This window comes from Luteibacter sp. P1_D3 (genome assembly GCF_056406135.1).
Window position 1 is genome coordinate 1 of sequence record NZ_JBFUAT010000046.1, and the last position, 22728, is coordinate 22728.

At 60.8% G+C, this 22728-nt stretch carries 19 protein-coding genes and 1 tRNA gene; 10 read left to right on the top strand and 10 right to left on the bottom strand.

Features of this window, described 5'->3' with window-relative positions; translation table 11 throughout:
* From AC1DYM_RS20565 to AC1DYM_RS20585, 5 genes are all read left to right on the top strand, one after another.
* Positions 1-208: hypothetical protein (locus AC1DYM_RS20565; protein ID WP_477341541.1), on the top strand; the 208-nt coding region annotated here is incomplete at its 5' end.
* Positions 209-552: 344 nt separating this feature from the next.
* Positions 553-1341 (top strand): hypothetical protein, encoded by a 789-nt coding sequence (locus tag AC1DYM_RS20570; RefSeq protein WP_477341543.1) that lies wholly within the window; start codon positions 553-555, stop codon positions 1339-1341.
* A 47-nt stretch (positions 1342-1388) separates the two neighbouring features.
* Positions 1389-1943: a hypothetical protein gene (locus AC1DYM_RS20575; RefSeq protein ID WP_477341545.1), complete on the top strand. Its 555-nt coding sequence runs from the start codon at positions 1389-1391 to the stop codon at positions 1941-1943.
* Positions 1944-1958: 15 nt separating this feature from the next.
* Entirely contained in the window at positions 1959-3233 is a 1275-nt protein-coding gene (locus AC1DYM_RS20580; RefSeq protein WP_477341547.1) for an HlyD family secretion protein, read from the top strand.
* Complete coding sequence (locus tag AC1DYM_RS20585) at positions 3230-5425, top strand: peptidase domain-containing ABC transporter (protein WP_477341549.1); 2196 nt, start codon at positions 3230-3232, stop codon at positions 5423-5425. The genes AC1DYM_RS20580 and AC1DYM_RS20585 overlap by 4 nt, the downstream gene beginning before the upstream one ends.
* A gap of 385 nt (positions 5426-5810) precedes the next feature.
* On the opposite strand, the gene AC1DYM_RS20590 is transcribed toward AC1DYM_RS20585, so the two are convergent.
* The 8 genes from AC1DYM_RS20590 to AC1DYM_RS20625 form a co-directional block, all read right to left on the bottom strand.
* Positions 5811-6122: a hypothetical protein gene (locus AC1DYM_RS20590; RefSeq protein WP_477341551.1), complete on the bottom strand. Its 312-nt coding sequence runs from the start codon at positions 6120-6122 to the stop codon at positions 5811-5813.
* 140 nt (positions 6123-6262) lie between these two features.
* Entirely contained in the window at positions 6263-6961 is a 699-nt protein-coding gene (locus tag AC1DYM_RS20595; RefSeq protein ID WP_477341553.1) for a hypothetical protein, read from the bottom strand.
* A gap of 352 nt (positions 6962-7313) precedes the next feature.
* Positions 7314-7808, bottom strand: a complete 495-nt coding sequence (locus AC1DYM_RS20600; RefSeq protein ID WP_477341555.1) for a hypothetical protein — start codon at positions 7806-7808, stop codon at positions 7314-7316.
* A 274-nt stretch (positions 7809-8082) separates the two neighbouring features.
* Positions 8083-9372, bottom strand: coding sequence for a hypothetical protein (locus tag AC1DYM_RS20605; RefSeq protein ID WP_477341557.1), 1290 nt, complete (start codon positions 9370-9372; stop codon positions 8083-8085).
* Between the two features lie 125 nt (positions 9373-9497).
* Positions 9498-10163 carry a hypothetical protein gene (locus AC1DYM_RS20610; protein WP_477341559.1) on the bottom strand — a complete coding sequence of 222 codons (666 nt, stop codon included), beginning with the start codon at positions 10161-10163 and terminating at the stop codon, positions 9498-9500.
* A 107-nt stretch (positions 10164-10270) separates the two neighbouring features.
* A complete protein-coding gene (locus AC1DYM_RS20615; protein WP_477341561.1) occupies positions 10271-11038 on the bottom strand; it encodes a hypothetical protein in 768 nt (255 codons plus the stop codon).
* A gap of 118 nt (positions 11039-11156) precedes the next feature.
* Positions 11157-11615 (bottom strand): hypothetical protein, encoded by a 459-nt coding sequence (locus AC1DYM_RS20620; protein ID WP_477341563.1) that lies wholly within the window; start codon positions 11613-11615, stop codon positions 11157-11159.
* Entirely contained in the window at positions 11612-12904 is a 1293-nt protein-coding gene (locus tag AC1DYM_RS20625; protein ID WP_477341564.1) for a hypothetical protein, read from the bottom strand. Before AC1DYM_RS20625 ends, AC1DYM_RS20620 begins: the two co-directional genes overlap by 4 nt.
* A gap of 288 nt (positions 12905-13192) precedes the next feature.
* Between AC1DYM_RS20625 and AC1DYM_RS20630 the strand changes: the two genes are divergently transcribed.
* A complete protein-coding gene (locus AC1DYM_RS20630; RefSeq protein ID WP_477341566.1) occupies positions 13193-13438 on the top strand; it encodes a hypothetical protein in 246 nt (81 codons plus the stop codon).
* 250 nt (positions 13439-13688) lie between these two features.
* Here the strand turns inward: AC1DYM_RS20630 and AC1DYM_RS20635 are convergent.
* Positions 13689-13760: transfer RNA gene (locus AC1DYM_RS20635), tRNA-Met, on the bottom strand.
* A 564-nt stretch (positions 13761-14324) separates the two neighbouring features.
* On the opposite strand from AC1DYM_RS20635, the gene AC1DYM_RS20640 reads away from it, so the two are divergent.
* The 4 genes from AC1DYM_RS20640 to AC1DYM_RS20655 all read left to right on the top strand — a co-directional run bounded on the left by AC1DYM_RS20640 (position 14325) and on the right by AC1DYM_RS20655 (position 22412).
* A complete protein-coding gene (locus tag AC1DYM_RS20640; RefSeq protein ID WP_477341568.1) occupies positions 14325-16013 on the top strand; it encodes a site-specific integrase in 1689 nt (562 codons plus the stop codon).
* A gap of 539 nt (positions 16014-16552) precedes the next feature.
* The gene (locus tag AC1DYM_RS20645; protein WP_477341570.1) at positions 16553-19216 is read left to right on the top strand and encodes a P-loop NTPase fold protein; all 2664 of its coding nucleotides are present in this window, start codon (positions 16553-16555) and stop codon (positions 19214-19216) included.
* Between the two features lie 175 nt (positions 19217-19391).
* Positions 19392-20054, top strand: a complete 663-nt coding sequence (locus AC1DYM_RS20650; RefSeq protein WP_477341572.1) for a DUF6988 family protein — start codon at positions 19392-19394, stop codon at positions 20052-20054.
* 90 nt (positions 20055-20144) lie between these two features.
* The gene (locus tag AC1DYM_RS20655; protein ID WP_477341574.1) at positions 20145-22412 is read left to right on the top strand and encodes a hypothetical protein; all 2268 of its coding nucleotides are present in this window, start codon (positions 20145-20147) and stop codon (positions 22410-22412) included.
* A gap of 48 nt (positions 22413-22460) precedes the next feature.
* Here the strand turns inward: AC1DYM_RS20655 and AC1DYM_RS20660 are convergent, their stop codons facing one another.
* On the bottom strand, positions 22461-22709 hold the full coding sequence (locus AC1DYM_RS20660) for a helix-turn-helix domain-containing protein (protein ID WP_477341576.1): 249 nt from the start codon (positions 22707-22709) through the stop codon (positions 22461-22463).
* Between the last annotated feature and the right edge of the window lie 19 nt (positions 22710-22728).

The window sequence follows — 22728 nt, forward strand, 5'->3', positions numbered from 1 at the left end:
TCCCGATGCAGCCAGCCCGTCGAGCAGCCCGCTCTTTGTTCAAACCGTGACGCTGTTTCACCAACCAATTCGTCGCGCTCAACATCCGTTCGCCAATCTCCAGACTGCCGTGACGCAGAACCACTCCGCCGCGCTGGCCTGCCCGAGGGCGGAGCTCTCGGGTCGCCATCCCGATCAGCACTCGCTTCGTCCGGTATTCAATTTGTGACGCTGTTCGCACACCGAAAGTTATTGCGCTTTTGTAAGGGAACGACTACAGCACTATCAGCCCAAACTGACGTCGGCCTTCCCGTAATCTCACGTTTCCCCAAGCATCACCGTTACGACCACATCAGCTCGTCTCTCATCACCAGACCATTCAAATCCTCCCTTTTTTGCTTCCCGAGAGTATCGGGACAAGTCTGTTCTGCCCGTGCTTTCGAAACAGCCGACATCGTGAAATCGAGCTCTCGTTGAACCTATGTAAGAGAAGGAGGACAAGGGACTCATGCCTTCCCTGGGCGACATGTGTGCTTTTCAATCTGACATGACCCCTTGGTCAAAGGAAAATTTGTGAGAGAGCTGAACAAAAAGGAATGCGACACTGTCGCTGGCGGTCTTGAGCCAATTTATGTCTACGCCGACGCGCCTTCGTTGCCCAGTTTTTACTGGGACTACGACCCGCCGGGATTTCCGTACTACAGCTCGTCACCGGTATCGGGCGGTGGCGGTGGTGGTGCAGCGAAACCGCCTCCGGCAGGCGCGGGTGCCGGCACAACGACCGGCCTCGGCTCCGGTATCGACGACATCATCCACTTGAGTCCGATCATGTCTTCGGAGCTGGCCAACATCGAGAGCTGGGGTTATACCTTCGTCGCTGACGGAAAGTCATATACGGATTACACGACGCATCAGATCCATGTCGACACAAGCCTTCCGACGCAAGACATGATGGGTGCCTTGGCCCACGAATTCGGCCACGCGATGTTCGAGCACTACTATGGGCTGCCCCAGTACACCCTCTCACAGTCTGACTACGTTGCCGGATGGATGAACAACGAGGGATACGCCCAGGTCAACGCCATCCGGATTACGCAGGACATGCCCGGCGGCACGAACGTCATCAAGCTCGAAGGAACGAGCGCTGCCCAGATCCAGTCGGAGTACAGCGCCTATCAAACGGCCGGTCAACACTATGAAACCGACCCGACATTCCCCGAGCGAGGCGTGGACATGCTCATCTATCAGGGGCACGCGGTCGGTGTGACGCTCAACGGCGAGACGGCCATCGTCAATTCAGACGGCACGACCGTCAACTACAACCAGATGTACAGCAACGCCTGGGCCGCCAACCACCATTGAGTAATGAACTGTCCCCGGCCGCAAGGCCGGGGATCGAGGAGACCTCTTTGAACAACATGTCGATTTTGTGCGTCACCTTGGCTTGTGAACTGCTTTCACTGCCTTCCGCTGCTGCTGCACACCAGCCGACTGCGGCCATATCTCCCGACGCCCTGGTCGCACTCGCAAACAGGTTAAACGAAGCCAATTTTGAATCTTCAAGCCTTCCCACGGATCTCTCGCGGCAAACAGGTGCAGTCTTCGCGCCGCGCACGCGCGGCGCCTACCCGGTGATGCTTTCGGGCCCCGTCCAACTGGCCGGTGGACCAGCAATCGATTCGATTGAGTTGACCCAGCAACCGGGCGTCTTGTCGCGTGTCGCAATCATTCTGCCTGATGCACCGTGCATTGATGCAAAGGCGCTGGCGAGCGCGCTCCACGCCGAAACTGTAAGTAGCGGTGGCCTGCCATCGCCAAGGCCGGAAGGTAGCGCCATCCCTACCCGGACGTTCTACACGGGCGATTACTCCGGCACCACTGGTGACCACAGGATTCGTGTCGGATTCAAGCACTGGACGCCCGACGACGTCATTTGCGCCACATCCCTGACCATTGAACAGTAGATGTCTGGAGCTGAAATGCACGGCAAGGAACCGATTTTTCTGGACGACGCACTCAAACACCAGAAGCAACCCTGGATTGGCTCTGTGCGTGTAGCAACGCCGCTTGGGCAGGGCGTGCTCACGGGGTTCGCCACGTTGGCAGGGCTTTTGGTCATCGTTTGGCTCTGCCTCGGGCACTATTCACGGCGCGCACGGGTACAGGGCAGTCTGGTCCCTGTCGGTGGCGTCATCGAACTGGCCGCGCGCTCGCCATCAACGGTGGCACGTGTTCTCGTCCAGGAGGGCGATCACGTCCGGGCGGGGCAACCTCTTTTCGAGCTTTCCGGCGAGCGTAGCAGCGAGGCGCTGGGCGACACGGGGAGCTTGGTTACGGTCCAGCTTAGGGCGCAACAGGCGCGCCTTCGTGCCGACGTGGAAGAGACTCGCCGCCTGGAAAAGACCCAAGGCGACGGCCTCCGCGCGCAGCAAGAGATGCTCAAGGCACAGCTCGGCCAATTTGATGCGCAGCTCGACATCGTCCACAGGCAAGTCGAGAGCTACACCGCCTTGCTCGACAAGATTCGACCGCTGACCGCCAAGGGATTCGTATCCCAGCTGCAAATCCAGGAACAGGAAGCACAAACCATGGAAGCGCAGGCGCAGGTCAAGTCGCTGGTGCGGCAGAGGTACGCCACCAACCAGCAGCTGGGGCAAGTGACGGACCAGCTGTCCCAGCTTCCCATGACCACAGAAGCAAAGGTGAGCGAACTGCGAGGGCAGCTTTCCCAGGCTGAGCAGTCCGTCTTGCAGAATGAAGCCGACCGTCTGACGGTTGTCCCGGCACCCACCAATGGCGTGGTCGCATCAGTCACCGTCAAGCCGGGCCAAACGGTCTCGCCTGCACAGGTCATGGGGGCAGTTATCCCTGCCAATTCGAAGCTTCATGCAGAGTTGATGGTCCCGAGCAGTGCCGTGGGTTTCGTCCGCCAGCACTTGCCGGTTGCCCTTCACTACCAGGCATTCCCCTACCAGAAATTTGGCGTCGCGCTTGGCTCTGTCGAGCGGGTGACCCACAACGCACTCACACCAAGCGAAATCACGATGATCAAAGGTGAGAAAGCCCCTGACGAAGCGCTCTACCGCGTGGACGTCACCTTGCCCAGCCAAGAGGTTGCGGCCTACGGACACAGCGAGGGGCTGCGCGCCGGAATGGCAGTGGACGCCGACCTCATTCTCGACCGCAGGCGACTCATTGAATGGATTCTGGAGCCCCTCTACGGCATGCGCTCGGAAAAGGCGGTGGCACCATGAGGACCCTCGACCAGAACGAAACCGACAAGGTGTCCGGTGGCGATGCAACATCTGGCCGCACTCATGCTGGTCTTCTGAACTTCGGGGGCGGAAGCCGGATGCCTGTTCTCCTCCAGGCAGAGGCCGGCGAGTGCGCGCTGGCTTGCCTGGCGATGGTGGCCAGCTTCCACGGCTATCGCGTGTCCCTTGCCATGCTGCGTCACCGGTTTTCGACCTCGTTGAAAGGCGTCACGCTCTCTCATCTCATTGCTATTGCACAGCAACTCCACCTGACCCCGCGTCCGCTCCGCCTGGAATTCGACGAGCTGAAGGCCCTGCAAACACCGTGCATCCTGCACTGGGAGCTTGACCATTTCGTCGTGCTGAGGACTGTCACGCGTACGGGTGTCGTCTTGCACGACCCGGCGATTGGTGAGCGCAGGTTGACGCTCCAGCAGGTCAAGGGGCGTTTTACCGGCATTGCAGTGGAACTCTCACGCGGGCCGGATTTTCGACGGCAGCGCGAGCACCCTGCCATTCCCCTGCGGAAGCTGGCGGGGAAAATCGAAGGCCTAAAGCGAGGACTCATCAGGGTTTTTGCTCTCGCACTCACGCTCGAAGTCTTTTCGCTCATCGCACCGCAATTCGTCCAGCTTGTCGTCGACCAGGTCTTGGCGGATGGAGACCGTGACCTGCTTGCGACCCTCGGCGTAAGCTTCTCGGTGCTGCTGGTCTTGCAGATTGGCGTGTCGGCTTTGCGTGGGTGGGTCGTGACTTGGCTCGGCAGCCACTTCAACATGAACTGGACAGGAAACGTCTTCCAGCACCTCGTCCGCCTGCCGCATAGCTATTTCCTGAAACGGCATTTGGGTGACATCGTTTCCCGCTTCTCCGCCATCGACACTATCCAGCAGACCCTCACCACGCAGTTCGTGAGTGTGGTTCTCGACGGGCTCATGTCGGTGCTGACCCTGGCGTTGCTATGTGTTTACAGCGTGCCACTGACAGCCATCACCGTTGCCTTCCTTGTCGTGTATGCAGGCCTTCGTACGCTGTATTTCCGCGTGTTTCGGGAAGCGAACCTCAGCCAGATCGTGGTCAAGGCACGTCAACAAACGAGCTTTCTCGAGACAGTTCGTGGAATCCAGGCAGTTCGGCTGAACAACCAGGAACCGATGCAGACCGCCCGCTATCTCAACGCCACGGCCGACGCCCTGAACACATCCATCAAGGTCCAGCGGCTGACCCTGGTGTTCAATGCCGCAAATGGTCTCGCATCGGGCGCGCAGCGCATTGCGGTACTTTGGCTCGGCGCCTGGCTTGCGCTGCGAAGTGCGATGAGTGCCGGCATGCTGATGGCATTCGTCGCCTATGCCGACCAATTCACGACCCGAGCGGGTAGCCTGGTCGATTATCTAATCCAGATCAGGCTGCTTCGGCTTCAAGGCGAACGGCTCGCTGATGTCGTACTCGCCCCGACCGAGAAGTTTGCCGAAGGGATCTACGCAGGGCCGATGCCGGCGCTCGGCGTTGAGCTGAAATCCGTCTCCTTTCGCTATGCCGACGGTGACCCATGGGTACTGAAGGATGCCAGTCTGACGCTGAGCCCCGGCGAATCAGTGGCGCTCGTCGGGCCATCCGGGGCGGGTAAGTCCACGCTGGCCAGGCTGATACTTGGGTTGCTGGACCCGACTGAAGGCGTCATGGAAGTCGGCGGTCTGGACTTGCGAAACCTCGGTAAAACGCGGTTCCGGTCGAAAGTCGGTTCGGTCATGCAAGATGACACGCTCTTTGCCGGGTCCATCAGCGACAACATCAGCTTTTTCGACGAGAATGCCAACCCTGATGCCATCGAGGCTGCAGCACGCGCAGCCGAACTCCACGACGACATCGTCGCGATGCCCATGGGATATCACAGTCTTATCGGCGATATGGGTTCTGCACTGTCCGGCGGTCAGCAGCAACGGCTCTTCCTGGCCCGTGCGCTGTACCGTCGGCCGGAGCTTCTCGTTCTCGACGAGGCGACCAGTCACCTGGACGTTGAACGCGAACGAACGATCTCCAGGCGGCTCAGGGAGATGAACATCACGAGGCTCATCATTGCGCATCGGCCCGAGACCATCGCCACGGCCGACCGCGTCATGTTCGTGGGTGGTGGGAAGATCGTGGAAGTCACGCAACGCGTTGCCCCGCCAATGACTCAGGTCCAATAGGCAAGACAACGATTTTTGGAGACCACTTCTGCCCGTACGGTGAGGCAGCTGCCGCCGCAAAGCGCTTGGTTTTCCTACAGCAGTGGCGGAACGTCTCTTGCAAGAGCGCTGAGCCGGAGCCCATCTAGGTTACGGCGCTCAATTTCGGCCAGCAAAGCCGGGTCCACGTCGTCCCTCGCGGTCTGACCGCCCTTGTCCGGCATGTCGAGGGAAAGCCCCGTCTGGAGCAGGTAGTCGACGACATTCGGGAAAAGGCGTGATGGAGGAGCCCCGCACCGTTCGTGTCGATTTGATCGAGGTCACTGTAGGCCGCGAGGACAGGCAGCAGGTCGACCGTATCTGAAGCGGAGTCTGAGAGAACGGCAGCGGCCAATACCGTGATGCGCTAAAGCTCGAACGCTTCTCTGTCGCGTTCGAGATACACGTCGCACACCTGCAGGTCCGTTTGCGCGCCCAGCGTCAGCAAGGCCTTTACCTGGTCGACGTTACGCTTGGCGATTGCAGTGTCGAGCATGTAGACCGGATTGGGCGCACGGCCGACAAACAGGGCCGAAACCGGGTCGTCCGCCGCCACTGCCTTTATCCGTACCGTGAAGTCGAAGTGCCCCGCCGCCTGCAGGATTTCGCGTGGCACCACGCGTTCGAAGTCGGCCATCGACACGGTTTCTGGACCGATCATTTCGTCGAAACCGGGCATGCCTGGTGCGCAGGTCGTTGTGGGTAGGGATTGGACGGTCAATGCGCGAATTTCTGGGGGACTTCTTCCACGCTAACGAGGTTTTCAACTCGTCGAGTGGCCCTGCCCCGAACAGTTGCCGCCCTGGCAATTTTTGGGGCTTAGGCACTCTCGCAGCCATCCGACGGTTCAACGAATTCGTCGTCCGAGAGCTCAGGCAGCACCCCAGCCAGCAAGGCCCGCATCCCTTCGAAGTACGAATCCACATAGCGGGTATCGAACCAGTACAGCACCAGAGCCTCTTCGGCCCAGTCCGGTTGTTGCTGGATTTCGAGTCCGTCTGCGGGTGACTCCGGCACCATAGCCCAGGGCCATCCCCTGCCAACCATTTCCCCGTCTTCCCACGCCACTGCTGACCAGGGCCACTGGGTTTCGTCGACTGCCCGGCCATCGAAGTCTACGACGGGCGCGCCTAGGTCTCCCGATGCAGGATAAGCCATGCCGTCGGACCGGACCCAGCGCACCACCTCCCGACGCTCATCGGCCGAAGCGGAAATCAGTCGCTCCTTGATGAGCTCAATGCAGCGGGCTTCGCGGGCAAAGCGGTGCTGGCTCGCCGCCCATGCGCGCCACAGCCTTGCCAGGGAAGGGAACTCTTCTGCCTCAGTGGGCACCTGCCCCGCCGGCACAGCCTGGGCGCGCCAATGGGCAGGCATCGGGTACGGCGTGTCGTCCACATCGGCCAGCCACCATGCTTCAGGCTTGCCCGTCGGGTCACAGCGGTGGTTGAGGACAAAGCCCGTCCGGTCAAAATACCGGCGCATCTCGGGGGCGGAGGGTGTTCGCCTTGCAGTGCTCATGAATGTTCCTTGAGGGTTGGGTCATGCACCATCCTGGCAACGATCCAACGGCTGTCAAGGGGGTCAAAAACATCATGAAATAAGACGTTTTTAGCGAAGAAGATCCGGCGACATGGCGATGACTCCGAACGCCATGTCGCGTGATTCGCGGCTGCGTTTCGCGCGAGCGCGACAACGCACCACTGCGCTGCGGATGACTCAATAGCGCGTGCTAACGGCACGCTTCGTACTCTGATCATCGGCCGTATCACGAGCCCGGTTGAAGACGGAAGCTGAAAATTGCGTTGAACGCAGCAAGCCATAAGCATCAGCCGCGTTCGCCTCACCGGACAGCTGCTCCTGCCCGGTTTGTTCAAAGGCGGGGGCGGACTGCCGTGGTTGCCAGGTGTGCAGCTGCGAGACCCGCCCCCAACAGATGCGCGTTGATCATCGCGGCAACCTCCGGCGGCAAGACATCCCCCGGCAGTTTGCCTTCGCCATCAGTCACGTCACACGGTGCGCCGTTTTCAATCAGCCAGCGGGCCACATCCACCTCGCGTGCGAAATGCATGAGTGATTTCCCGCCCGCACCGTGCACGCCCGAGAAATCGGCATACTCCCTGAATTGAGGCAGCATCCGGATGCCCCGTCGCGACGGACGGCGCTTCGGCTCACGTGGGTCGTTCAGTGCAATTCGCCGGTCGTCTTCCAGCGCATCGCAGTCCACCAGCACAGCGAGCGCCGTGGCCGTCAGTCCGGGCCAGTCATGAAGGGTGGCGTTGACCGGTACCTCATGCGTAAATTGCGGGGTGTTCGTGCTGGTGCCTTGTGCCAGCAACCTGCGCACGTGGGCAGGCTGGTCTTGCACGAGGGCTTTCCAGATCTGGTGGTGCGGTGACATTGGGCTTGGGCTTGGGTTTGGGTTTGGGTTTGGGTTTGGGTTTGGGTTTGGCATGGGATGCTCGAAGGGAAATTTCAACCACGCTAACGGTGTTTCCAAAATGGGCCAGGCTTGTGCGGCAAACTGCGCATCAGTARCGACGCTCATACCACCGGGTTCTTCTATGAAAAGGCATTGGCTACGGTCAATGGTGTCTCGGCGGAAACACATACACCGCCTGCCAATTTGCGCGCCCGAGTGCCTACAGGCGAGGCGTGGACGAGCCGGCCTTCTTCGCTGCCACGAGCTTTCGTTCAAGCAGATGCTGGTTAACGATGGCGGTGACCTTGGGGGGGAGGACGTCGCCAGGCAGGTTGCCGTCGTCGTCGGGCATGTCACATGGCGCGTCGTGGTCGATGAGCCAGCGGGCGACTTCTGGTTCGCGCGCGAAATGCATCAGTGACTTGCCACCATCACCATGGACACCGGAGAAATCGGTGCGACCTTCAAAGAGCGGGAGCATGCGGGGGTGTTCGGCAAGTTCGGCGCTTTTCTTGACCGACCTCTTTCGGACGCGAGTCGATTTTTCCGTCGCTTCGCAGTCAACCAGAACCGCAATCGCCGTTGCCGTCAGACCCCTCACATCAGTACCGTCCTTGAGGCTATGGCCGAACAACTGAAGGTCCGGGTCGGTGCCAAGCTCCAGCAGCGCACGGACTGACCCCGCGCGCCCTTCAAGCAGGGCCTGCCAGAGTTCAAAAAAGGGCGAAAACTCCGCACGCAGCGCTGCTCGTCCGGTCTGCGCAAGCGGGTCGCGGGCAGCCCTGACGTCATCGCGTTCATTAAAGCCGATGCCAAGCAAGCCGTTGTACAGCTCGGAAGACAAGACCGACTGCCAATGGGACTGGGGTATGGCGACGGCCTCGGGATCCATGTGCTGTCCTGCCGTCGACGTTCTCACGCAATCGAGAAACGGTGGCTCGTTGCCCGCATTGTCGACCATGCCAAGCGGCACATCGTCGTCGAATGAAGCAACCCCCATGGGTTTATCCAGCGCCTTCAAAAGCGCCTCGCGCTTGCCCTTGGCGACGGGAACACCGTGTTCTATGAGGTAGCGTGCGACACGGCGCGTGGTGGCAACGTGCAGCAAGGTGCGGCCTTGCGAGTCGACTTGCCGGACGTCGCCACCCAGATAGAGCGCAAGCGGCAACAGCAGCAGCGACTCGGCCGCCGAATCCCGGACGACTGCAAGAGACGTGACCGTCAGGTCTTCAAGCGCAAGCCCCTCGAACGTATTTGCACCATACGCCTCCATCGACAAATTCAAGCCTTCGATGACCAGCTTTCTGAAGTAAGCGATGTGCCGGCCGGGCATGGCCACGGTCCACATCGTCAACAGCGGCGTCGAGAACCTTGCGTATCCCGACGTGGCGACGGGGCGCTGTTCGGCAAAAGAAACGGTAGTCCGGGGAAGTGGCGCGCGCTTTGATGCGGGCATGTCGGTCTCGAAGGAGGATTTGAAACACGCTAACCAGGTTTTCCACTTCGTCAAGGGTGCTGCGGCAGATCTTCAATGTGGGAGCGTCACATGTGACGCGGTGACCGTTACATGTGACGCGACCGGAAGACCACAATCATGTTCTCCATCCCTGTCCATGCGCGTCGCTCGTCCATAACTCAGAGACGGCGTCGCACCAGCACGGGCGCACCGACCGCCGCCTGCTGCAGACGCGCGTCGAGCACCACCTGTTCGGCGTTGCGAAGCAGCCTTTGGAGCGCGGGCATAAAAAGCGCCGGTACCTGCATGTCAAAGCGGGCCGTGACCAGGGCGCGCGCTCGCCAGGCGGGGTCTTCAAGTCCGGCAGCCGTCACGCGTGCGGCCTCGTGTAAAGTCGGGCCCGGTGCATTCCACGGGGCGCCAACGGGCACCACCGCATGACGAGCGCCCAGGACCTGCAGCACCGTCCACGGCCAATGGCGCGCGCCGATGCGCAGGGCGTCGATGCGCCGCCCCATCCCATCGCGTTCGCGCGGCGTGGGCCACGGTCGTTCAAACCAGTAATCCATCATGCGTCGTTGACCCGCCGACCAGGTCAGGGACTCTTCCGCAAACCGGACGGCCTGCGCATACAGGTGCTCATAGGCCGGTTGCGCCTCGTGCCAGGCGAGCCAAAGCTTTTCGAGTGACGAAAAATGGGCCTTGCCGTTGATGCGAAAGAGGCGCGGTCCCGCGTGCAGGCACCACAGCGTGGTGACCTTGCCGCCCTTCTCTTGACTGCGGGCGTCGAGCTGGAGGTCGAGATGCTTGAAGTAGGCAACAGTTGCAGCTTCGTCGGGCAGCATGGAGGGTCTCCTGAAAAGACCAGGTTGGCAGGCGGGTCCGGTTGGTCAATGCGGGTGCGGCGGGTTGTCCGGCAGGCATAGGTCAACCCGTGCGGTGGGATGACGGATTAGAGCCGACGGCGGAATGCTTCCCTGTCGCTGACTCCTTCGACTGCGGCCTGTGGCAACACGTCATCCAGCAGGTTGTGCTCCAGCGCTGCCAGATGCTCTGCCTTCATCGCCTGCCAGGCGAAGTGGAGTTCCGGCGCCTCGTCGCGAAAGCGGTCCGGTGCAGTGCGGCCCCAAATGTCGCGGATGGCGTCACTGGCTCCGGCGTCAAGCAGGGCCGACATCATCATGAGGATTCTGTCGTCGCGCGGCCGGTAGTGGTGGTGCAGGCGGGCGTCGACCAAGGCGTGCAGTGCGGTTTGCTTGTCCTTGTCGAGAGCATCGGGACTGACATCGAACGGGCTTTGAAGAATGCGCGACAGCATCTTTGGTGCACGGTGGCGGACGACGCGGGTGAGCAGTTCGCCGTCGTCAACCGTGTCGTTCCACCTCATGCCGCAGTCGACAAGCGCGTCAAAGAAGCCGACCTCATCGTCCGTGTCCCGCAGCCAGCCTATTGTGTGCAATGACCCTGCCCCACCTTCTGGCCTTGCAAGGTCTGCCCCGTGTCTTGCGAGCAAATGGACGAAGGGAGACGGGTCCGGCAAGACGGAACTGGTTCGCCAGGCTTCGATGAACACGCCTAACGGATAACGCCACCGCTCGTCCATCGCGTGGATGTCTGCGCCGTCGTCGAGTGCGCGGGACATGGCGGAAAAATCCAGGGCTTTGCAGGCCCGGAACAAAGCTTCGGTTGATGCATGCGGTGCAAGATGTCGTCCTGACATGGTGGAACTCCTTTGTTGTGTCTTCATCCTGGCGCGTGATCGGAACCTGTCAAGGGGGGACGCCTTAATTCGTTCTACCGTCGGCAAGCACGGTTGGCAGGGACCCTCAAGTCACCTCCTAATCGTCATACCCCGCGAGCCGCATGAGACGATTGACGAGCGCCCGCTCGTGCTCGTCATCGGGACACTGCGTGCCAAGGCGGGTGCGCAATTCAACAACGAGGCGTGTTGCCTCGGAGACATCGAGGAGTGCCCGGCTGTCGTCGTCCAACGCACCGACGGGAAAGCCGCGCGCCCACAGCATCCGCAGGTGATTCAACTCGTTGCCGATGAGGTCATTGCCAGGATTGTTGGCGACAAGCTTGACCAGGATGCGCAGACGGTCGCGGTCATCATGGCGCACGAGGCTGGGGTCGATGTGGAGGAAGGTGAGGAGCGCACGGCTGACGGGCTGCAGGTTTTGGAGCGTATTGACGGTGACCGCTTCGGTTGAATCAAAAGCACTGGCGCACGGGTCAGCTTTCGACGTTGGCGTGGCAAAGCAACCCGGTAGTGCGGTCGGCGGAATGGCACTCAAAGTCGTTTCTCCCGACCTTGTCCCATGGCCTTCGGCAGGTGCCGCGAGAGATGAAACTGGCCAATGAGCGGCGCGACGGCACCTGGCAAAACGTCCGCCGGGAGGCGTCCTTCGTCATTGGGGACGTCATAGGGCGCGCCGTGGTCGAGGAGCCAGCGGGCCACGGCTGGTTCAAAGGCGAGATGCATCAGGGTCGAACCTTTCGCGCCATGGACACCGGAGAAATCAGTGAAGCCGTCAAACAGGGCGAGAAGGGGGAACCGGGACGACCGCTTTGACACGGGCAACGACAGGAGGGCGTCGTCCATTTGGTCAACGAAAATCGGGTTTTCATTGGCGATGGCGTCGCACTCGAGCAAGACTGCGAGGCCGAGAGGGGACAGCTCACCGAAGGTGCGCGTCCGCCCACCCCATTGCACCTCAAACTGGAAGCGGCCGACGTCGGGTTCGGCGCCGAACGCGAGGAGTCGCCAGGCGCGGACAATGTCGTGCTCGATGAGGGCAAGGCGCAGCTCGTGGCTCGCCGAGAACCTGGCATTGAAGGGATGGCGGGTGTGCGCATCGACCAGATCTGCATTGGCAGCAATGAGCTGTCCGACGTCCCCGTATCGCTGCTCTTCGAGTGCGTCTTGCAGCATCTTCACGAACCGCTCCTCGCGACAACGGTGTTTGGTGTCACTGACACCCATGTCTTTCATGGCTGCAACGAGGTAGGCCGGGAGCGTCGCCTTCCAGTGTGCCTTCGGCAAGATTTTCGATTCGGCGAAGGGATGGGTTGCTGCCGTTGCGTGACGCACGCATGCGAGAATCGCAGGTTCGTTGCCCTTGCTGTCGCCGAGTCCAAGAATTACCCCGTCGTCAAACGTGCCGGTGCCGGGTGGTTTGTCGAAGGCTGCAAGGAGTGGTGCTTGCATCTCGTCATTCACCGGCACGCCCTGCCCGATGAGGTAGCGGGCGACTTTCMGCGTGCCCGCCAGATGCAAAAGAGTGCGGCCGGCAGAGTCGACCTGGGCAATGTTTCCGCCGAGGMGCAAGACGAGCGGGACCAGCAGCAGCTGGTCGTGGTCGGAGTCAATGAGGACGGCCAGGGACGTCAGGGTCAGACGATTGAATCTGGTTCCATCGAACGACGTGTACTGGACGCCTTCCATGTTGAAATCAACACCCCGTGCCGCGCAGTCGCACACGCCGGCAATGTCCCGCAGGGTCATCACGTCAGCGCACTGGTCCGACTGCGGATTGGTGTGGCGCGGGTGGGTGTTGCGACGAAGGCGTCTGGGAAGGGGCATGGGGGACTCCGGGTATGTTGATTTAAGCTAACGTCAGTCCTGGAATTGGGATACGGATGGGCGACAACTTGCCCGGTGGGTGTTCGATGAGAGGGAAACGGGCTGCACCCGCTGTTGCCGATGTGCGCGGAGTTGGTGCGCCACCATGCCTTTGCTCGCCCCTGGCTTGGGCCATTGAGCCTGTCCGATGAGCTGACGCGACCAGGATGGGCTTCGCATGCCGCATTCGTGCATCGGATGCACCGAAGACCAGCGACGCTCGTGACACCAACCAAGGACGACTGCGCAATGACTGATTCCACAGAGCTCACGCATGACGAATTCCAACGCGCCCTGGATCTGGTCGTTGAAGCCCTCGCAGCGGAACTTCCGAACGATGCGCCCGTGCGGGCCGCCCTTGGCCGGCTCGACGACCAGTGGGACGACCTTCATCCCGTCAAGAATGAGCCGCCGTTGGATCAGGGCCAAGTGGACATCGTTGAGGCAGCGCGCGTCTTCGTCATGAAGCTGCGGGACGCCATCAATCGCCGCTGAGCCTGTCATGTGCCCAAGGCCGCCTGCGCGGCGCGTGCACGGAGGCGGCGCCGGCAGCTCCAGTTGTCGCCCAGCTCGCCCCGGTCGCGCAAGCACGCGTCCTGGTCTTCGTCTGACAAGGACGCAAAGTAGTGGGTGAAGCCGGCGGCGCCAGCAGTCCGTTCGAAAACCGGGTCTCGCCTCGTAACCGGTGCGGCGCGGCGGACACTTTTCTTCTCGCTCATGGTTAGTCCTGATGGATGGGGATTTGATGCGGAGGGTGGAATCGAACCACCGGCCTCCAGGTCATGGGCCTGGCGAGCTGCCACTGCTCCACTCCGCATAACAAATTGCACCGGTCTGGCAATGCGACAATCTGCCACCCACTTTTTTTGACCGGATTTCAAACTTCTCAAAAACACCCCTTTCGGGGACCCTTGCGGAGGGAGTGACCTGGCCGGAACAAGTAAGGCTTGTAAGGAAAGGGACCGGTACCTACCGTCGATCTGGAAGCGCGTTGATCCGCTGAAGGTTTTTCCCGGAATTCCGCACCCCTCCACCGCAACCAAACAGATGGCTATTTGTTGGTACGCAACACTCATGGCGACGGGTTCAAAGGCAACTTTTGAGCACCTGCGGACGACCACCCATGCGTTACGTGTGACGCTTGACGAATTTCGTCGTGGGACCGGTCACTTCATGCAGACATCGAATGTTCTTCGATGCACCTGACGCGTTCGATATGCCTTTAAACAATACCTTTTATCGCCACAAAATTATTTTCAGTGAATGAAAAAGACCGGCATCTTAGTGTTGGTTTCCGGGACGTTTTTTTCGATGATGAAGCCCCTTGACAGGTTCGGATTAGTTGCTTGGATGGAGTAAACCCACAACCCAAGGAACACCCATGCACCCTGTTAATCCCACCCTCTCCGACACCCCAAACCCCCTCCCCTCCGCAACCGGTGTCCAGCACGCCAACGCCACCTCGCAAGGCCTCGCAGTTGCCGCAACCCGCTATACCGTCCAGGGCCCGAATGGCTGGACGTTTGAGGTCAACAGCATCGACGAGCAGCTCCAGGCCGTGATGGCGCTCTCGCAAATGGCATCGATGGGCATCCCGTCCCTCATGCCGAACGCGCCGCCTCCCTTCCCGGCCCCCGGCGGTCACCAGCCGTTTGCATACGCCCAGCCCGTCATGACGCCCGGCATGCATGCAACCCTTGCTGCCGCGCAGACGACGATGGCGGGTCACGGCATCGGCATGGACATCCACCATGGCGCGTACCAGTACGACGATGACGGTGACCTCGAAGGCTTTGCACCCTCGGCCCACCGCACCAAGCACGCCCGCTTCGGACCCGGCCGCTTCCAGAAAGACGAGCGTGTTGCTGATTCCTCCCGCCGCCTGGTGACCGAACTGATGGATGAGTACCTCGCCCAGCTGCCGTCGTCGGGCATGCTCAACGCCAAGGGACAGTACGAGTGCGGGTTTGCCCTGCAGCTCTACCTCAAAGTCACTGGTGACAAACCTCTGATTGGCGTGACCCGTCTGGATGCCCAAAGGTTTGTCCGCATGGCGGAGAAGTGGCCGAAGAACCACACAAAGTACCGGGCCTACAACGGCCTGACCGCAGACCAGGTTATCGAGACGGCAGACTTGCTTGCCGCCAAGCGTCTGTCACCGGTCACGGTCAACAACAAAGTGGCCTATGTTCGCGGCTTTTTCGAGTACATGCGGCTGACCAACGCGCTCCGCTACAACCCCTTCGATTCGGTGGCGCTGCCCGCGCCTGTTGCCCAGTTCGTGAAGCTGCCGTTTTCCACCCAGGACCTCCAAGCCATCTTCGACCCCGCGCATCTGAAGCGCTTCCTCGCCCCACAGGGCTACTGGTTGCCGGTGCTCGCACACTTTACCGGGGGGCGTCTTCGGGAAATTGCCCAGCTCCGCGTCGAAGACGTCGAGACCATCACCGGCATTCCGGTAGTCCACTTTGCCGAACGCCACAAGCTGCAGCAAATCAAGAACGAATCGAGCAACCGCGTCGTGCCCTTGCACGACGACCTCCTCAAGCTCGGCTTTCTCGAGTACGTGGAGATGATCCGGTCGATGGGCCACGAGTGGCTGTTTCCGGGGATGCCCTGGTTTCACAACAACGCGGGATTTTTGATGGGCAAGCGGTTGAACGAAACCTACTACAACAAGGTCTGCAAGCTCGGCGCGGGGAAAACCTTCCACTGCCACCGCCACCACTTCATCGACCAGGCGGCCAAGTCCGGTCTTCCCGACCCCTACATCGCACGCCTGACCGGGCACGCTTTGGACAACCAGTCGATCATGCGGACGAACTACATCCAGGCGTCAACATTGGCCGAGCGCCACCGGCACCTGATGAGCATCCCGCTCGCGCCRGTGTCCATTCCGCCCTATGACCACGCGCAGTTCCAGCCCTACTTCGTGCAGCTCGAGCGCAACTCGCGTCTGGTGGCCAACCACAAGGCCGCGCGGCCACTGCGGGTGATGACGAGCCCGCCGAGGAAGACGGGGAAGACGCGTCCTGTGGATGACAGCGGTGATGTGAACGTGCAGGACTGAGGCGTCGAATGCCGAACACTCGAGAAAGGGCGGCTTCGGCCGCCCTGGTTTAGAACATATCTGCCCATTGCCAGCCAGCGCCCGACAGCAAGACCAGAATTACGCCGAGAGCCGTTGATATGGATGGGCTCTCGTCCAGCGAGGGCGCATCGACGTGGTCCAAGGGCTGAAACGCCGCTGGCTAGACCCAACGCAGCATGCCCGTCGCGACCACAGACCTGCCAAGTCGACCCTCGTCTTTGCCCCGGTTGGCCAAGTCGAGCAGCCGTAGCCGAGGGAATGGGCGACATCGCCCTGAGCCTGCACTCTCCGAGTAACGTTGCCACGGGGTCATAGCAGCAAGTGGTCGTTATCGACCTCCCGACTATCGGGCTGCCTGCCGATTGCGGCCGGGGCTTCGCGCAACGGCGGATGTTGCTCCTGTGGAGCTTGATGTCTTTCCGACTGCCAGTCGACCTCCCTTGTTAGTTGGCGCGCCGAATGTCCCGAGGTACGCTGTACAGAAACAATCGGCCATTCACACACGGATGTTGAGTAAAATGAGYAGAAGATACAAATTCATCCGCGACGCCCCTGCGTCTTTCGACCAGCTGAGTTCGCACAAGAGGCTGGCGCTCGATCTTGCGTCTGCCGTACGCGAGAATCCCGACATCCAGACCATCGGTCTTCTCGGCCCCTGGGGAAGCGGCAAGTCGACCGTTCTCGGCATCCTGACTGAGTTTCTCGAAAAGAAGAGATTCGCACTCAAAAGTGCCGACGGCCGGCTTCTCCTCGGTCGTGTTTATGTGTTTGATGCATGGATCAATCAGGGGGAACCCCCGCGCAAAGCATTCCTCCGAGGCATGCTCGAAGCACCTGGCTTGCGCGACTGTCTCTCTGATCCGAAGCTCCATGATGAGGTTGATCTCGTCACCGGCATGGTGACCGTCACTGAGACCACCGACACGCCGCGCTTTACAGCCGGGGCACGTGCCATCGTCGGGGCGTTCGCACTGTGGGCTTTGCTCGCGACAGATCTGCTGCATCTGTCTGGAACGCCGGCCGCAAACGCGTTGATGAACTGGGACCGGGCGCTGCTTCCGACATGGGCGGAAGGCCTGGAGGTTCCCGCGATTCCGCTTCTTACTGTGCTTGGCGTTTTTCTGACCAGGGTGGCGAAACGTTGGAATCACGGTCGTGCGACCAAGTCGAAACGTGGCAACGCGAATGCCACGCTGCATATCCCGGAAGAGCCGTTGTTTTCGTTTCTCGTAAACCGTCAGCATCAGACCCGGCGGACGCGAATCACCGGTGCGTCAACCCCAACGGCTGTCGATTTCCAGCGTGTGTTCGGTCTTCTCCTCCGCGCCATCGATAAAGAGGGCGGCCGATTGGTCGTCATAGTCGACAACCTCGACCGCCTGCCGGATGCAGAAGCCCGTGAAGTCTGGACGATGTTGCGCGCATTTGCACCGCATGCGGCCCGCGCGCCTGCGCCAGCTCACCCCGGCCCATGCATGATCGCGGCTGTAGCCGCCGACGCGGTCGACGCCCTCTACGATGGGAGCACCACTGCAGGAACCCGGTCGGAGGGATTTCTGCACAAGACATTCGACATTACATTCCAGGTCCCTCCCCCTGCCCTCGCAGGCTGGAAGGGGTATCTCGAAAACGAGCTCAAATCGGTTTTCGGCGACGACTTGGGTGCGGATGACGCTGCGCACATTTTCCAGCTCGCTGATGGACGTTGGGCTGCCGACCATTTTGTGATCACGCCTCGTCGTATAAATGCTCTTATCAATGGCATGTGCGCCCGGAGAGGACACAAACCCCGACGGGGCATATCGCTTCCGGTACTCGCTTATTACTGCCTCAATCAGGCCGCCATCGAGAAGGACATCCATACTGCGCTGCGCGCCGAGGTTACTGGCTTCGCCGCTGAGACGGACGACTGGCGTGTGGGCGTTGCAGCAATCTACTACGGGGTTTCATGCAAGGACGCCGCTGTTGTGCTGGTCGATGAAGCACTCGACCTTATGTTCGCGGAAGGTGCAATCACCCGGTACACAGCTTCGCTCTCTGTCATCGGTGCTGATGTCCATGTTCTACGGTACCTCTCAGCAATCAGCGACCGCGACAGTAATGAATGGCGCCAGGTGTTCGTTACAGCACAACTCCTGACACTCGGTGATTTCTTTAACGCGGCTCAGTTTCTTGCCGGTATAGGTCACCTGCGAAAGATGCTCGACCGCAATGTGATCGGCTTTGACAGCGACGGTTTTGATCTGAGTGTGCTTCACCAAATCGTCAACCGGACTCCTCACCGCGCGCTTCGCCCGCTCCTCGGGAGCATGAACCGTGCATTTGCAAGCCTTCCTGAGGGTCAATCTGCGCCTACAACGGCTATCGCGCTCTTTTGGCGCGAGATGTTTGAAGCGAAACCCGAAGACCAATTGCCGGAGAGAATCTGTATCCCGGGAGACGCTGACGAATTCATCACGGCAGCGTCCGGTGTTACCGACTCGCCTCTGCTGTTTCGTCTGAAGACCCACGCGCTCCCGGCCGATATCGTTTCTGTACTCGCTCATGACCTCGATGTCGTCGACATGGCGGCCAACACAAGTGAGGGCGGCTGGAACGGCGAGCCTGTTGGGGCCGGAATGGCATACTTGCGTCTGAAAACCATCTGGGCCACCCGAAGTGTGACGGACTGGAGCGCGTATGAGCGCATGGCCGTGCAGCACGTTTTCTCAGTGGCACAGAACAAACACGCATCGTGGTCCTCCGTCACAGCATTGCGAGCGCCCTTCCTGGCCCTGTCACTGCTGTCGAAGACCTCTCTCGACGCGCGGATGCTGATGGCAACCATCGAAAAAGGTGGTTTCATCGTCCAGCTGGCCGACTCCATCGTGACGACGGACAGCATGTTTGTCCTCGGCCAGTTCATCGGACTTACGCTCGCCAACGGGATCTGGCCAGCAAGTTCGTACAGCTTCGATTTCCAGGGGTCGTCGCGAAAGGCCAAACGGCAGGTTCGAGCTGGCATTCAGGAGACGCTGGAGCTCGTGCTTCCACCTGCTCAGGTCGACGCACCTTGGAAAATGTTGTTTCAAATGCCGCCGGGCGATGATCCGATTGAGGTGTCCGCCATCCTTGACGAGGTCGACGTGAGACGCGAACAGGAGCGCCGTCGCCGGGAATCGACTGCGGAATTACATATTTGAATCACCTGTGGGTAGACGGCATTGCGTGAAGTCTGCCGGCGCGGCTCCGCTTGTCGGCCCGTTCAACGGCTGATTTGCTATCGCTCGAGAAAACCGGTGATGAGGATGGTGATCCAAGGTGTTCTGTCACCGCCGGCGTCGCGCGGCAATATCCTCCAAGCATTAAGGCTGATTCATGGACAAGCGCCAAGCCCATCCAGATGTCATCCATGTCTTGCGGTCCACGCTCGATTTTGAGTCGGCCATGATGGCGGTGTTCGACGGTCAGACGACCGACGGCACCCCGAGGTCGAAGTTCACCACGATTTTTCTCGGCCTCGCGCACGAACACTGGCTGGGTCTTCGTGTGCTGATGGCGGAAGGATTGAGTCACTCGGGCATCGGGCTGCTGCGATTGCAGTTTGAAGCAACCCTGAAAGGCTTCTGGGTCCGGTTTGCGGCCACCGACCACTGGATTGAGAAAGCCGGCGTTATCCGTGAGGTCAATGGCCATCTCGTCGAACCGGAGCTCCCCAAGATTGGCGAAATGCTCAAAGATGTCGAGCGGACCGCGCCAGCGAAAGCCTTTTCACTTGACCAGTTCAGGACAATCGCCTGGCGGCAGCTCAATTCGTATGTTCACGGCGGCATGCATGCGCTGGCCAACCTGGGTGGCCAAATCCCCGCACACTTTCTTGTGCAAATCGTGACAAACGCCAACAGCGTCTATGGTCTGGCGACCACCCTTGCGGGGTCCCTGTCGACCGACCCGCAGTGTGTGCATCGTGCGGTCGCTGTGCAGTTTGCGCATCCGGCTTGCCTGCCGCCATTTACCAACGGGCCGACACCGCGGACTTGACGACGGGGTGCTGGAAGCGTTGCTGGGAATGGTCAGGCCGGCGCGTAACATCCATCGTGCCGAACAGGTCGACATCATCAGGGACGCGACGTGGTAAGAAACCGCAAGCATACAAAAGACAAGGCGCCCTCACGGCTCAAGCCGACAGGCGGTGGTTATATCGCCCGCACCCTGACGGTACGGATGCAGGTGCGGATCCGGCGGCAATCCCACAAGGCTGCCCGCAAGGCCCGCGCGGCTCTTCCCACTCTCCTCTCCCGCCTGGCCCGTGCACTCACCCGCGCTGACCCCGTGGAAGTGGTCATGACCCTCGCAGGCTGGTCGATGTATGCGGGGGTTGGTAACGACGGCACCCTCGGAAGGCCGGTACTCGCCGACATCGATCAGGCCGATATCGAGCTGCTTCTGGCCATGATGGCGTCAACAGATGCCAGAGCCTGGGGGCGCGATGCGGTAAGTCCACACGTCTTGCAAGACATCATCGAGACGGCCGGCAAATTGCAGCAGACGTTTTCCGCCATGCGCATGTCGGAAATCGGCACCCGAAAAGACGCGGCCAGCCACGCAGCCCTGCTCTTGCAGGAACGCGTCCGCCTCCACACGCAGGTCATGCGCAACTGGGGCTATCCCGACCGGGTCATCGCCCTTACCCGCGAACTCTATGCACCGCTGGATGAGCCCTTGATGGCAGCGCTCGGATTCGGGGCATCCGACGTCATTACGCTGTTTGAGCGCCTTGCCGCGCGCCGATTAGGACAGTACACCACTCAGCGCGAACAACTTGGCCACGTCTTCCGGCAGGCCACCGTCCGGGGTGCCATTGCCACGTATCTTGCGCAAACCGCCCTTGCAGGTGATGTCGACGAATTCCTCGGCAACGCTCCACCCGATGTTGTTCTCGCGGATGTGCGCGCCATGCTTCTGGCGCACTCCAACCACACCATGGCCGCGCACGCCTTCATGACTGCAACAGACGTCGTGGACTGTGCCGGTCTGCCCGTGGGTGTCGTTGAACGGGTACTTGCCGAGGTGACCGTTGTTCCGGGGGATCTCGATTTGCGCAATGTCATGGATGCCTTCCTCGGCAACCCCGTCTGGGAGCGGCCGGTGCTGGGGTACGCTGACTGGTTTGTCATTCCCACGCCCCACATCTTCTTCAGCCATGTGCACCGGGCCATGAACCGGCTGTTTACGACCGCCCATTTGTCCGACCGCCTGCATGCCCGACGTGCAAGGTTTCTCGAGGACCGCACGGAGGCGCTCTTCCAGAGCGCGTTTCCCGCTGCAGTGATCCAGCGCGGCAGGCACTGGAACTGGGACGGCGAACAGTACGAGAGCGACCTGATTGTCCTCATCGACCAGACACTGCTCATCGTTGAGGCCAAGGCAGGCTCGCTCACGCCGAGCGCGCTCCGGGGCGCACCGGACCGTCTGAAAAAACACGTCCAGGAGCTCGTTGAAAAGCCGGCAATCCAGGCATCGCGGCTCGAACGCGTGGTGCGAATGGCGAGGGACGGAAACGCCGACGCGCGCCATGTGACCGGCGGGCTCGGCATCCCCGCAGAACAAATCGTGTCCATTCTCCGCCTGTCCGTGACGCTTGACGACTTCTCCGCCATTGCCTCGATGGAACAGGATCTCAGGGACGCGAGATGGCTGCGAGAAGGCACCGACCTGGCCCCGGTGCTGTCCATTGCAGACCTCGAGTGCGTCGCCGACATCCTTGAAAAACCCGCACTCATCTTGCACTACCTCAAGACGCGTTCACGCCTACAAAAATCCGTTGTGCTGCTCGGCGATGAGCTTGATTGCCTCGGAAGCTATCTCGCAGACGGGCTCGTGGTGCCAAGGGCCCAACGTCGTCCGCTCCTCCAGATCTCCGGCCAGTCGGCAGCGGTCGACCGTTACTTCATGCTACGGGGCGTGGGCATTGCGGCTGAAAAACCAAAACGCCACCTCACGCCGTGGTTCGACGCCCTCCTCGACGCTCTGCATGAGCGGGCACCTGGCGGCTGGACCACGATGGCCTTTGCCGTGCTCAACGGACTCGACTCGGTCCTGGCGCGGGACCTCGACGAAGGCCTCGACCGCCTGAGGCTTTCAGTGCCGGCAGAGCGCCACATCCCGACGCACATCTGCAGCTGCGTTTTTGTTCCGAACGACCCGGCCGACCCGGTCGTCATCTACTACGTCTATTGCCGCGCCGACAGGGCCGAGCGCGACGAACGGGTCAGCCGCATTGCGGCAGAGACGATGGACAACACCGGCAAGGACAGCTGCATCATCATCGGTCGCATGGTCGAAGCCTGGGACATGCCCTACGCTTTTTGCGGACTGTCACACCGCCCTGCGGACTGATCGACCCGTGCAGGGCTGAAAGCAACGCGCTCATGCATGGGCCCACATTCATTCCAGTCGCTTCTCCAGCGCCCTCCCGAACCGGCCGAGGTTCGAGTCGCACGCGTGCAGCCAGTCGACCAGTTGCAGGCCATCGAGCCGGATGAGGCCACTCTCGACCTGCGACACGTAAGGCTGTGAGACACCAGTGGCGTTGGCCAATTGAGCCTGCGTCAGTTTGGCCTTCATACGGATCTCGATCAGCAGGCCCAGCAAAACTGGCCTTCGCGGGTCGTTACCGGAATTACCCTTGGGCATGAGCGGGCTCCTGATAAAG

Bases quoted from the DNA above. Each gene is read 5' to 3' on its own strand.
- AC1DYM_RS20590 (WP_477341551.1), bottom strand. From the start codon at position 6,122: ATGCCCGGTTTCGACGAAATGATCGGTCCAGAAACCGTGTCGATGGCC.
- AC1DYM_RS20630 (WP_477341566.1), top strand. From the start codon at position 13,193: ATGACTGATTCCACAGAGCTCACGCATGACGAATTCCAACGCGCCCTG.
- AC1DYM_RS20580 (WP_477341547.1), top strand. From the start codon at position 1,959: ATGCACGGCAAGGAACCGATTTTTCTGGACGACGCACTCAAACACCAG.
- AC1DYM_RS20595 (WP_477341553.1), bottom strand. From the start codon at position 6,961: ATGAGCACTGCAAGGCGAACACCCTCCGCCCCCGAGATGCGCCGGTAT.
- AC1DYM_RS20610 (WP_477341559.1), bottom strand. From the start codon at position 10,163: ATGCTGCCCGACGAAGCTGCAACTGTTGCCTACTTCAAGCATCTCGAC.
- AC1DYM_RS20660 (WP_477341576.1), bottom strand. From the start codon at position 22,709: ATGCCCAAGGGTAATTCCGGTAACGACCCGCGAAGGCCAGTTTTGCTG.
- AC1DYM_RS20615 (WP_477341561.1), bottom strand. From the start codon at position 11,038: ATGTCAGGACGACATCTTGCACCGCATGCATCAACCGAAGCTTTGTTC.
- AC1DYM_RS20650 (WP_477341572.1), top strand. From the start codon at position 19,392: ATGGACAAGCGCCAAGCCCATCCAGATGTCATCCATGTCTTGCGGTCC.
- AC1DYM_RS20585 (WP_477341549.1), top strand. From the start codon at position 3,230: ATGAGGACCCTCGACCAGAACGAAACCGACAAGGTGTCCGGTGGCGAT.